Annotated in this window: 6 protein-coding genes, 2 tRNA genes and 3 pseudogenes; all 11 read right to left on the bottom strand. The window is 49.9% G+C overall.

What is annotated here, in order from left to right; all coding sequences use genetic code 11:
• Positions 1 to 129: 129 nt before the first annotated feature.
• Positions 130 to 206: transfer RNA gene (locus AYY17_RS13715), tRNA-Arg, on the bottom strand.
• A 9-nt stretch (positions 207 to 215) separates the two neighbouring features.
• Positions 216 to 308, bottom strand: a tRNA-Ser gene (locus AYY17_RS13710).
• Positions 309 to 698: 390 nt separating this feature from the next.
• Positions 699 to 890, bottom strand: coding sequence for a carbon storage regulator CsrA (gene csrA / locus AYY17_RS21310; RefSeq protein ID WP_004237871.1), 192 nt, complete (start codon positions 888 to 890; stop codon positions 699 to 701).
• Positions 891 to 1,177: 287 nt separating this feature from the next.
• Positions 1,178 to 3,805 carry an alanine--tRNA ligase gene (alaS, locus tag AYY17_RS13700; RefSeq protein WP_067424458.1) on the bottom strand — a complete coding sequence of 876 codons (2,628 nt, stop codon included), beginning with the start codon at positions 3,803 to 3,805 and terminating at the stop codon, positions 1,178 to 1,180.
• A gap of 348 nt (positions 3,806 to 4,153) precedes the next feature.
• Positions 4,154 to 5,223: pseudogene (recA, locus tag AYY17_RS13695) on the bottom strand (recombinase RecA).
• Positions 5,224 to 5,310: 87 nt separating this feature from the next.
• Positions 5,311 to 5,832 carry a nicotinamide-nucleotide amidase gene (pncC, locus tag AYY17_RS13690; RefSeq protein WP_067424456.1) on the bottom strand — a complete coding sequence of 174 codons (522 nt, stop codon included), beginning with the start codon at positions 5,830 to 5,832 and terminating at the stop codon, positions 5,311 to 5,313.
• 12 nt (positions 5,833 to 5,844) lie between these two features.
• Positions 5,845 to 7,042: pseudogene (lplT, locus tag AYY17_RS13685) on the bottom strand (lysophospholipid transporter LplT).
• Positions 7,039 to 9,192 carry a bifunctional acyl-ACP--phospholipid O-acyltransferase/long-chain-fatty-acid--ACP ligase gene (gene aas / locus AYY17_RS13680; RefSeq protein WP_067424454.1) on the bottom strand — a complete coding sequence of 718 codons (2,154 nt, stop codon included), beginning with the start codon at positions 9,190 to 9,192 and terminating at the stop codon, positions 7,039 to 7,041. The pseudogene lplT and the gene aas overlap by 4 nt, the downstream one beginning before the upstream one ends.
• 153 nt (positions 9,193 to 9,345) lie before the next feature.
• Positions 9,346 to 9,879: a shikimate kinase AroL gene (gene aroL, locus AYY17_RS13675; protein WP_067424452.1), complete on the bottom strand. Its 534-nt coding sequence runs from the start codon at positions 9,877 to 9,879 to the stop codon at positions 9,346 to 9,348.
• Between the two features lie 168 nt (positions 9,880 to 10,047).
• Positions 10,048 to 11,300 (bottom strand): annotated as a pseudogene (gene proA, locus AYY17_RS13670) (glutamate-5-semialdehyde dehydrogenase).
• Positions 11,301 to 11,312: 12 nt separating this feature from the next.
• Positions 11,313 to 12,416, bottom strand: a complete 1,104-nt coding sequence (proB, locus tag AYY17_RS13665; RefSeq protein ID WP_067424450.1) for a glutamate 5-kinase — start codon at positions 12,414 to 12,416, stop codon at positions 11,313 to 11,315.
• Between the last annotated feature and the right edge of the window lie 79 nt (positions 12,417 to 12,495).

Below are 12,495 nucleotides of genomic sequence, written 5' to 3'. Positions count from 1 at the left end.
TAGCCGAGTACTCTATCCAGCTGAGCTATGGGTGCATACCTGAAAATATCTTTTCAAACCTGATTTTTTTATTTTAGTGTTTGCTGACACCAAAATAAAAACCCCATGATAACATCGTGGGGTTCGTTATGGTGCACCCAAGAGGATTCGAACCTCTGACCGCTCGGTTCGTAGCCGAGTACTCTATCCAGCTGAGCTATGGGTGCATAATCTGATGGCGGTGAGAGAGGGATTCGAACCCTCGATGCAGCTTTTGACCGCATACTCCCTTAGCAGGGGAGCGCCTTCAGCCTCTCGGCCATCTCACCATTTTTCAGACCACACAACAATGAATTTCGTTTCCGTCATGTCGTCGTTGTGTGGCGCACATATTACTTTCCCCCACTGAGAAGTCAAACATTTTTTCCTAACTTTTTCATATCTCACGATCGTTTGCACAATTAGCGCGCACTCTGTTGGTTTTCACAACGATACGTCTGTTTTAACGCCGGCATATTATCAGCATGCCCGGTTGTGACCGTCGCTGTACAACCCGATTATTTCAGGTGAAGAATGCACGGAAACAAATAAAGTGACAAAAAAACGGGTGATTTATGCAGGAAAAAAAAATAAGAACGGGGATAATGACGGCTGATTCGAATGACGATAGTGTAAAAAAGAAGAAGGCGCCCGTCATCGTAACGAGCGCGCCTCACAACTTAGTAGTTATTATTATTTGGTTGAGATTTTTCAGCCTGGATCCGTTGGTAAATTTCTTCACGGTGAACAGAAACTTCTTTGGGGGCGTTGACACCAATTCGTACCTGGTTACCTTTAACACCCAGTACCGTCACTGTTACCTCATCGCCTATCATGAGTGTTTCACCAACTCGACGAGTCAGAATAAGCATTCTTTGCTCCTTGAAATTTTAAAAGAGTCGGGCCACTGAATTCGCCCGCCATTATCCATCCAACACCGTGAAAGCGTATATACCCTTATTCATTCAAACTGCAGATTCGTGACTGCCCCCTGAATGACGTTGGGTATAGGAATTATTATTTGTAAACTATATGTAGTTTTATATACATTGCAATATTTAGTGTAGTTAAAAATTGCGGCCTAATTTTAGTGATACAAAGACCCTATCACCAATATCAGGAGCACCCCGAAGCGTGCTCCTGTACAGACTTATTCAGATTACAGGCGTGATGCAACCCACTCTTCAACACCCGCCATCGCAGCAGGTAAAGCAGCAGTATCTGTACCCCCGGCCTGAGCCATATCCGGACGACCGCCGCCTTTACCGCCGATTTGCTCAGCAATAAAGGCAACCAGATCGCCGGCTTTTACTTTGCCGGTCAGGTCTTTTGTTACACCTGCAATCAGGCTAACTTTATCATCACTGATAGTTGAAAGCACAATTATTCCGGAACTTAATTGATTTTTCAGATCATCAACCATCGTCCGCAGCATCTTAGGTTCAGTGTCAGGCAGTTGTTTCACCAGGAGCTTAACGCCCTTAACTGAAACTGCTTCTTTGGTCATAGATGAGCTGTCCTGGGCCGCCTGCTGTTCTTTGAGTTGCTGTAACTCTTTTTCCAGTAAACGGATTTTATCCAGTGCTGCTTTCACTTTCTCACCAACGCCCGCTCCATCACTTTTTACCAGTTGTGCCACACAGGATAAGGCATCTGACTGATTATATACCGTTTCCAATGCACCCGTACCGGTGACAGCTTCAATCCGGCGGATACCGGCCGCAGTCGCGGATTCACTGATGATACGGAACAGGCCTATATCGCCTGTACGGGTGGCATGTGTACCACCACACAATTCAGTCGAGAAGTCGCCCATACTCAGCACACGGACGCGCTCGTCGTATTTCTCACCAAAGAGTGCCATCGCACCTTTCGATTTCGCATCTTCCAGATCCATCAGCTCAGTCGTAACCGGCTCATTTTTACGGATCTCTGCATTCACCAAATCTTCAACCTGACGGATTTGTGCCGGGGTCATGGCCTCAAAGTGAGAGAAGTCAAAACGCAGGTATTTATCATTAACCAGAGAGCCTTTCTGAGACACATGCTCACCCAGAACCTGACGCAGTGCAGCATGCATCAGGTGCGTTGCGGAGTGGTTCAGGCGGATAGCATTGCGGCGCTCTTCATCAATCTTAGCGGTAATCTTGTGATTTACCGTTAGTTTTCCATGAGCGACACGCCCCAGATGACCAATTGCCTGGCCATATTTTTGCGTATCCAGCACAGTGAATTGTGCATCATTATTAGCCAGCACACCGGTATCGCCCACCTGGCCACCGGATTCGGCATAAAATGCCGTTTTATCCAGAATAACCAGGCCTTCATCTCCGGCATTAAGTTCAGTTACCGGCTGACCTTCTTTGTACAGTGCAACAATGGTTGCCGCCTGTTCGTTATGGTCATATCCGGAGAAATCACTGCGCTTATCCACTTTGATCAGACTGTTATAATCTGCACCAAACCCGCTGTTTTCACGGGCACGGCGGCGCTGCTCTTCCATCGCGACTTCAAATGCGGCTTCATCTACTTTCAAATTACGCTCACGGCAGACGTCCGCGGTTAAGTCCAGCGGGAAGCCGTAAGTGTCATACAGACGGAAAGCTGCTTCACCACTCAGGGTATCCCCTTTCAGAGAAGCTAATTCATCATCCAGTAACTGAAGACCACGCTCCAGGGTGCGGGCAAACTGCTCTTCTTCTGATTTCAGAACTTTTTCGACAATTACACGCTGGCGGGTAAGTTCTTCACCGGCGGTTCCCATCACATTAATCAGCGGGCCGACCAGTTTGTAGAAGAATGTGTCGTTCGCACCTATCATGTATCCGTGACGGACAGCACGACGGATGATACGACGTAATACATAGCCGCGTCCTTCATTCGACGGGATAACACCGTCACAAATCAGGAATGCACAGGAACGGATATGATCTGCAATCACGCGTAATGATTTACTGGTCAGGTCCGCAGCGCCGGTGACTTTTGCCACATCAGCAATCAGAGCACGGAATAAATCGATGTCATAGTTGGAGTTAACATGCTGAAGTACAGCAGTGATACGCTCCAGCCCCATACCGGTATCAACAGACGGTTTCGGCAGTGGTTCTAATGTGCCGTCAGACTGGCGGTTGAACTGCATGAAAACGATATTCCAGATCTCAATATAGCGGTCACCGTCTTCTTCAGGTGATCCCGGAGGTCCACCCCAGATATGGTCGCCATGATCAAAGAAAATTTCAGTACACGGACCACAAGGACCGGTATCACCCATCTGCCAGAAGTTATCTGATGCATATTTGGCGCCCTTGTTATCACCGATACGGATGATACGTTCTGCCGGTACGCCTATCTCTTTGTTCCAGATTTCATATGCTTCATCGTCTGTCGCATAAATGGTGACCCACAATTTTTCTTTCGGCAGGTTAAACCATTCTTTGCCGGTCAGCAGTTCCCATGCGTAATTGATAGCATCATGCTTGAAGTAATCGCCGAAGCTGAAGTTACCCAGCATCTCAAAGAAAGTGTGGTGACGTGCAGTGTAGCCGACGTTTTCGAGGTCGTTGTGTTTTCCGCCCGCACGAACACAGCGCTGTGCTGTTGTTGCACGGCTGTACGGACGTTTATCCAGACCCAGGAAAACATCTTTGAATTGGTTCATCCCTGCGTTAGTAAAAAGCAGCGTCGGATCGTTATTCGGTACCAGGGAGCTGCTCTGGACAATCTGATGTCCTTTTGTATGAAAAAAATCGAGAAACGCCTGACGGATCTCAGCGGTGCTTTTGCTCATATTTATCCCGAAATCAAGCTGAAATAAGAAGATTCATGAACTGCGAAACAGACAGTAAAGCCGCTCCGGTTCAACCTGCGGATCAATCAAGGCGGGGAGAAATTTAACGTTTTCCCTTGGACATTAAATCCCAGATAAATCCATTCACTGACCCCATTGTAAAGCGAATAAACTTTTTCTGAAAGTCTGTTCGATCAAACACAATTTATTCGGCCGGGGAAGGGGTTTTAGTCAGAAAGAGGCGTATGACTGTAAATAAAAATAAAGCCACACCCGTGGCGGGCATGGCTTCACTCATAACAGGATGATTTTATTAAAATAAATGCATGGCACGTATTATTTTATTAATCAAACTTCTTCGTTATTTGCATCTTCAGTTTCAGTTTCTTCATTAAAAGTGTCTGTCACTGAGCTTAATTCACCGGCATGATTTAGTAGTAAATCACGTAACTTTTTATCCAGTTCATCAGCATTTCAGGATGTTCCTTCAGGTAAATAGTCGCATTAGCTTTACCCTGACCAATTTTTTCACCGTTGTAGCTGTACCATGCACCGGCCTTTTCAACCATTTTATGTTTTACGCCAAGGTCAATCAGTTCACCCATGGTGTTGATCCCTTCGCCATACATAATCTGGAATTCAGCCTGCTTAAACGGTGCTGCAATTTTATTTTTTACTACTTTAACGCGGGTTTCACTGCCGACAACTTCATCACCATTTTTTACCGCACCGATACGGCGGATATCCAAACGGACAGATGCATAGAATTTCAGTGCGTTACCACCGGTTGTGGTTTCCGGGTTACCAAACATCACACCAATCTTCATACGGATCTGGTTGATAAAAATCAGCAGAGTATTTGAGTTTTTCAGATTACCGGCCAGCTTACGCATTGCCTGGCTCATCATACGGGCAGCAAGGCCCATGTGAGAATCACCAATCTCGCCTTCAATCTCAGCTTTTGGTGTCAGTGCGGCAACGGAGTCAACAATAATGACATCGACAGCGCCTGAGCGGGTTAATGCATCACAGATTTCCAGTGCCTGTTCACCTGTATCCGGCTGGGAACACAGCAGATTATCAATATCCACGCCCAGTTTTTTCGCATAGACCGGATCCAGTGCATGCTCCGCATCGATAAAGGCACAAATACGGCCCTGGCGCTGTGCAGCAGCAATAACCTGTAATGTCAGTGTGGTTTTACCGGAAGATTCAGGCCCGTAGATTTCAACAATACGCCCCAGCGGTAAACCACCCGCACCCAGTGCAACATCAAGTGCCAGAGAACCGGTTGAGATGGTTTCAACATCCATTGAGCGGTCTTCGCCCAGACGCATAATGGAACCTTTACCAAATTGCTTCTCGATTTGACCTAAGGCTGCTGCCAGTGCTTTTTGTTTGTTTTCATCAATAGCCATGTAAACTCCCGTCTCAACCCTGAGACACTGCCCCGGGTTATTAAAATGGTTTGAACGTAATCTGTTGAAACTGATTATACTGTATAGTCATACAGTATCAAGTGATTTTTTTATCAGAATGGCGATTAATCCGTCCAGGCTTTTCAGCACCGCCTGACAGCGCACCGCATTGCGATCACCCTGAAAACAGTACTGACGAGCCGCTGTTTTCAGTTTATCGTTTTCACGCCACGCCCAGCCGAACCACACGGTGCCGACCGGTTTATCCGCGCTGCCGCCGTCAGGACCGGCAATGCCACTGACGGAAACCGCAAGATCCGCGCCTGCTGTTTTCAGTGCGCCGGCCGCCATCTCACACACCACCGCCTCACTGACTGCGCCGTAAACATTCAATGTCTGTTCCGACACACCAATCATCGTGTGTTTGGCATCATTACTGTAAGTCACGAATCCCCGCTGAAAATACGCAGAGCTGCCTGAGATATCTGTAATGACCTTGGCTATCCAGCCGCCGGTACAGGACTCCGCCGTGGTGACACTCAGCCCGGCATCAGACAGATGTTTTCCCAGTTCCGTGCTGCGCTGCGCAAGTATCTGTTCGTCATTCATCAGTCGCTCCCGTTATAAGATCTGTTTTTTACGCCGGATATCCCAGAGCCATAATCCGCCGATAGCCAGCGCAAACAGGCTGCCGAATGTGGCACCAATCACCACAACAGATACCCCTGCTTTCACCGCCAGCGAATAGAGCCCCAGCATAATCAGCATGGCACCGTTTTCGCCCAGGTTCTGTACCGCGATAGCATTCCCCGCGCCGACCGTTTCTTTGCCGCGTTTTTGCAGTAATGCATTAAGCGGTACGACAAACAACCCGCCAAACACACCGAGCAGAACGAGGGTAATATTTGTCGGCACAACCGATGTCTGAAAGGTAAAGATAATGACCATTACGCCGATCAATATCCCGGCAGGCATACAGCGGCGTACTGTTTCCAGCGTGATAAACCGTGCTGCCAGCCCCGCGCCCGCCACAATCCCGACTGCCACCATCGCATTCAGTACGGTCGGCATGGTTTGTCCGGTGATCCCGAGCGCCGACGGCACCCACAGAACCAGCATCAGGCGCAGTGTTACACCAGCCCCCCCAGAATAAACTGGTGCCGGTCAGAGAAAAACGGCTCTCCTGATTTTGCCACAGCGAAACCACGGCACGGACAAACGTGCTCATCATAATGCGTAAATTCCAGCTCTGTGCCATTTTTGCCGGTGGCAGACGCGGAATATAAAGATTCGTAACCGCAGCCAGTGCATACATAACCGTACACATGATGAGCGCCATACTGATGTGATAATCAGACAGAAATCCGCCGGTGACCGATCCCAGTAAAATCGCCACAATAGTCGATGCTTCAATCAGCCCGTTCGCCTTAACCAGCTGTTCGCCGGTTGTCAGCTCGCCGAGGATCCCGTATTTAGCCGGTGAATAGGCCGCCGCGCCAATCCCGACCATTGCATAACCCAGGAACGGATCGGATCCGAGACAGATAACAATTGCACCGATGAGCTTACAACCGTTAGACATCAGCATGACCCGCCCTTTCGGGAAGCAGTCTGCTATCTGTCCGACAAATGGTGCCAGTACAATAAAGGTCAGCACGAAGACCATCTGCAGCATCGGCTGGCTCCACTCAGGGTAGTTCCGGGCGCTGAGCTGTGCGAGGATCGCAAATAAGATGGCGTTATCGGCAAACGCAGAAATAAACTGTGAGGCTAAAACGGCTTTCATGCCTTTATTCAATAGCGGGACTGATGCGGTCATAGTTCCGGCTCCTGTAATGCCAGGTGTTTGAGCGTCACAAAATCCGGTTTTCCGCTGCCGAGCACCGGCAGTTGCGCGATATAACGGATATCTCTCGGAACCGCCAGCTCAGGGAGTCCTTTAGCTTTCGCCTGCGCCAGCAACTGCGCGCGATCTAAGGCATTGTCAGTGGTAAACATCACCAGCGCTTCACCGCGTTTCATATCCGGTCTGGTGACGACTGCATGCAGTTGTCCGGGTGAGACACTCAGTGCCAGTTGTTCAACACTTTCCAGCGATATCATTTCCCCTGCCAGTTTGGCAAAACGCTTTACGCGGCCGCGGATAGTAATAAATCCGTCGGCATCAACACTGACAATATCCCCGGTATCATACCAACCGGTCTGCATCTCGCCCTGTGCATTTTCAGCCACAGGTGGTTCGATCAGCCCGGGGGCTTCCACCCGCAAATAACCTTTCATCACGTTCAGCCCGCGGACCTGCAATAATCCGCCGTGTTCAATACCGGCAACCGGCAGCAGACGCGATTCCATTCCCGGAACCAGACGGCCGACCGTACCGGAGCGGGCTGCCATCGGCGTATTAATAGACACAACCGGCGCACATTCAGTCACCCCGTACCCTTCAAGAATACGCACGCCGAATTTTTCCTGCCAGATCTGTTTTGTCGCTTCGGCTAATTTTTCAGCTCCGGCGATGACATAACGGACACGGGTAAAATCATAAGGATGAGCAAAGCGGGCGTAATTGGTCAGAAATGTCGATGTGCCGAAAAGAACAGTACAATTCTGATCATAAATCAATTCCGGTACCATCCGGTAATGCAGCGGGCTGGGATACAGAAAAATCCGGCAGCCGCATAATAACGGTGTAAACAGTCCGGCGGTCAGACCAAAGGCATGGAACAGCGGCAGTGCGGACATAAAACGGTCTTTCGGCGTAAAGTCAGCAACGGTTTTAATCTGCTCCACATTTGTCAGCAGCGAGTCATGGCTGTGAACCACCCCTTTCGGTGTTCCTTCTGAGCCGGAGGTAAAGAGGATCAATGCATCATCTTCCGGTTTCTGAGGTAATAATGCCGATTTTGGCATCACCAGCGATTTCATTACCCACAGTTTGTCTTTCAGGGTAACCGTCTGTTTTGCCTCTTCCAGATAGATCCAGTTTGCCTCTGTCAGTTGTTCCGGCAAATGCATTAACTTGCCTTTCTCCAGAAACTGACGCGATGTAATAATCGTTTTTACCCCCGCCGCTTTCATGGCATTGCGCAGCCCGGAAACGCCGGCGGTATAATTTAGTAATGCAGGTACCCGGCGGCGCATCGATGCCCCGAGAATAGCTGCCGCCATAACAGTCGCGTTCGGTAACAGGAAGCCGGTCCGCTCCCCTTCAGTTGTGCAGTGACTGATAATGCAGCTCAGCCCGAGAGATTTTTTTAATAATCCCTGATAACTGTCTTCACTGAAATTGATGTCATCAATACAACGCTGAAAACGCCCGTAGCGATTGACGGCACCCAGAAATGCCTGCGGCAGTGTCAGTGAAGGACGGCACGCCATACGTGCCTCCATCATAATATCCCGCAGACGCTCTCCCGCCAGACGGCGGCGTTCAGCAGCACGCGGAGCAACCGGCATCGGGATTTCTGTTGCCGGCAGAATATGAATGGTAATTTTCGGGAAAAAATGGGTTTTGATGACCTTACGCATCCGGCTTAAATACGTCAGTTCCGCGCCGTCTATCCGCACCGGGATTATTTTTGCGCCGGTTTTGGCGGCAACAAACGCCGCGCCATCATAGATTTTCATCAGGGAGTCCGTGATAGTCACACGGCCTTCCGGAAAAATCACAATCTGACGACCTTTTTCTATTTCGCGGATCAGATGCCGCAATGCCAGCGGGTTACGCGGATCAACCGGCACAATGTCAGCAATGGGTTTTAAACAGCGGATCAGAAATGGTGTGGCGTAATTGGTGTACATCGCGAACACCGGCCGGGTGGGTAAAAAAAGCCCCAGCAGAACACCATCAATAAAAGAAGCATGATTCGGGGTGATAACACTTCGTGGCTGATTCAGATTACTCAGGTCACCGGTGACACGAATGCGGAATAATCCGCGAAGCAGTGCGCGTAACACGTTCATCAACATACTGAATTCCCTGTGCATTTATTGTTCCGCTAATAACTCAGGCGGCGTTCTCACAATAATACCACACCGGATTGATTAACCGGCTGACAGAACTAAGTAAAATATCAATTATCCGGGAATTATCACTTATCACTGCTCACTCTCTGCTGACTATTATGCCGGGGTATGAATACGGCTGCAGATGTGTCCGATAAGCTCAGGGATGGGGCGGGTAGCATCGACAACAATATCAGCACATTCCAGGTAAAGCGGTTCGCGTTTTTGCAGAACTTCCGCCATTTCCCCGACAATGCATTTGCCTGTCAGGCTCGGGCGCTGGTGTGCCTGTGGTGTGTGTGACAAGCGTTCAGCCAGGACTTCAGCTGTCGCGCGCAGATACACAACCCAGCCGGTTGATTGCATAAAGGCCCGGTTTTCCGGTGCCATCACAATACCGCCGCCGGTAGAAACAAGGTGCTGTGGCTGGCTGACCTGTCGCAGGACATCGCTTTCCAGCTCACGGAAACGATCCCAGCCGGAGCGCTCAACCAGTTCAGCGATAGACATCTGACACTGCTGTGTCACGCGCGCATCTGTGTCAATAAAATCGTACAGTAATGCATGTGATAACGGTTTACCCAGCGTCGTTTTACCTGCTCCGCGGGCACCAATAAGATAAATAATCGGTTTTTTATCCTGATGATTCATAAGTATCCGGTTTACCCCGCCAGGTGTTCAAAATATTTTACATAAGTGTAAATTACAATGACCTATCATAGCGTACTCAGACAAAAAGCAAAAGCAGCATCCGCTTTCCCGCGGATGCTGTTGATACATTAATCAGCATCATTGGCGATACCAATACAACCTGCCGGATTATGAGCGGATAGTATGGTCGCCGGTGCCAATCCACTTGTACGTCGTCAGTGCTGTCAGTCCCATAGGCCCGCGGGCATGCAGTTTCTGAGTACTGACCGCAACCTCTGCGCCCAGACCAAACTGACCACCATCGGTGAAGCGCGTACTGGCATTCACATATACAGCCGATGAATCAATGCCTGCCACAAAGTAATCCGCCTGTGACATCGATTGTGTCAGGATCGATTCGGAATGCTGTGTGCCGTAATGACGGATATGGTCAATCGCACTGTCAATATCCGCCACCACCACCACATTCAGATCCAGTGACAGCCACTCATCCGACAACTGTGCATCTGTCACCGCAATCACTTGTGCTGCGCCGTCCTTCAGCAGCGGCAGAGATAGCGGGCAGGCATGCAGTGTGACGCCGTTTGCGGCCATTTTTTCACTCAGCAACGGTAAGAATTCAGCGGCAACTTTTTCATGCACCAGCAATGTTTCGACTGCATTACACACACCCGGGCGCTGTACTTTGGCATTTTCGATGACCGGCAGCGCTTTGTGTAAATCTGCACTCTCATCCACAAAAATATGACACACGCCAATCCCGCCGGTGATAACCGGAATGGTTGATTGCTCGCGGCACAAACGGTGCAGTCCGGCACCGCCGCGCGGGATAAGAATATCCACGTAGCGATCCATCTTCAGTAATTCAGTGACCAGTGCGCGATCAGGATCGTCAATCGCCTGAATTGCCGCAGCCGGCAGCCCGCACTCACTGAGTGCCTGCTGAATAACGCGGACTGTTGCCACATTGGTGTTATGCGTTTCTTTACCGCCGCGCAGAATAACGGCATTACCGGTTTTCAGGCACAAAGAGGCGACATCAACTGTGACATTCGGGCGGGCTTCATAAATTACCGCCACCACGCCAAGTGGCATACGGCGGCGTTCAAGACGCAGCCCGCTGTCAAGCACACCGCCGTCGATAACTTCACCGACCGGATCTGCCAGCAGGCAAACTTTGCGCACATCGGCTGCGATACTTTCCAGACGCGCCTGAGTCAGCAGCAGTCTGTCCAGCATTGCTTCTGATGTGCCCTGTTCACGCGCGTTGGCAATATCAATCTTATTGGCAGCAGGATAGGCGCACTGTTCTGCTCCAGAAGATCAGCAATGCGGGTCAGTGCCTGATTTTTTTGTTTTCCTGACAACTGAGCCAGCACCCGGGACGCAGCCTGCGCCGATTTTCCTGTTTGTTCTAACATACGGTTATATCCTTAACTGACAATCATATCGTCGCGATGAACAGCCACTGCGCCGTATTCATAGCCTAAAATTGTGTTTATTTCCTGTGAATGCCGTCCGGCAATCAGGCGCAGCGCATCACTGTTATAACGGCTGACGCCGTGAGCCAGATCCCGCCCGCTTAATGTACGGATCCGGACAACCTCGCCACGGGAGAAATTTCCGTTTACGGTTTTAATGCCTTTCGGTAACAGCGAACTGCCATTATCTTTCAGGGCCGTTTCCGCGCCGTCATCCACAATAATTTCCCCGGCCGGTGGTGCACCGAAGATCCATTGTTTGCGGGCTTCCATCGGCGCTTTTTTACCGAAAAAACGGGTGCCGACCGGGATATCATCAATGACATCACAAATCACACCGGCGCGATCGCCTGCGGCAATAATGACATCAATACCGGCACGACCTGCGACTGTCGCCGCCTGAAGTTTGGTCGCCATACCGCCGGTGCCCAGACCGGTGACGCTGTCGCCGGCCACGCCGCGTAATTCATCACTGATTTCATGTACTTCAGAGATTAGTGTGGCATCAGGGTTACTGCGCGGATCAGCGGTATATAAGCCTTCAATGTCAGTCAGCAGAAGGAGCTTATCCGCCCCGCCCAGAATCGCTGCCAGCGCAGAAAGGTTGTCATTATCACCGACTTTGATTTCAGCTGTTGCCACTGCATCGTTTTCATTGATAACCGGCACAATGCCATTATCCAGCAGTGCAGTGAGTGTATCGCGGGCATTAAGAAAACGTTCGCGGTCTTCCATATCAGCACGGGTCAGAAGCATCTGTCCGATATTTATCCCGTAAATGGAGAAAAGCCGCTCCCATAACTGGATAAGGCGGCTCTGCCCGACCGCGGCAAGCAACTGTTTGGACGCAATGGTGGCGGGGAGTTCGGGGTAACCAAGGTGTTCACGACCCGCGGCAATCGCCCCGGAGGTGACAATAATAATACGGTGCCCTTTTTCATATTGCTGAGCACACTGGCGGACTAATTCAACAATCCGTGCCTGATTTAAATGTCGTGATCCACCGGTCAGCACACTCGTGCCCAGTTTTACAACCAGCGTTTGGCTGCTATTCATTGCGTTCTACCATTATTTAGCGGGATAAGAAAAGATAATCTGTTTTAACAGGTGGCGCGCGCTATGCCAACAGGCATAA

The sequence above is a fragment of the Morganella psychrotolerans genome (assembly GCF_001676055.1).
Taxonomy (GTDB): Bacteria; Pseudomonadota; Gammaproteobacteria; order Enterobacterales; family Enterobacteriaceae; genus Morganella; species Morganella psychrotolerans_B.
This window is presented reverse-complemented; position numbering and strand designations above follow the sequence as displayed.

Excerpts from the sequence above, each read along its gene's own strand:
- csrA (WP_004237871.1), bottom strand. The coding sequence starts at position 890 with ATGCTTATTCTGACTCGTCGAGTTGGTGAAACACTCATGATAGGCGAT.
- alaS (WP_067424458.1), bottom strand. The coding sequence starts at position 3,805 with ATGAGCAAAAGCACCGCTGAGATCCGTCAGGCGTTTCTCGATTTTTTT.
- pncC (WP_067424456.1), bottom strand. The coding sequence starts at position 5,832 with ATGAATGACGAACAGATACTTGCGCAGCGCAGCACGGAACTGGGAAAA.
- aas (WP_067424454.1), bottom strand. The coding sequence starts at position 9,192 with ATGTTGATGAACGTGTTACGCGCACTGCTTCGCGGATTATTCCGCATT.
- aroL (WP_067424452.1), bottom strand. The coding sequence starts at position 9,879 with ATGAATCATCAGGATAAAAAACCGATTATTTATCTTATTGGTGCCCGC.
- proB (WP_067424450.1), bottom strand. The coding sequence starts at position 12,416 with ATGAATAGCAGCCAAACGCTGGTTGTAAAACTGGGCACGAGTGTGCTG.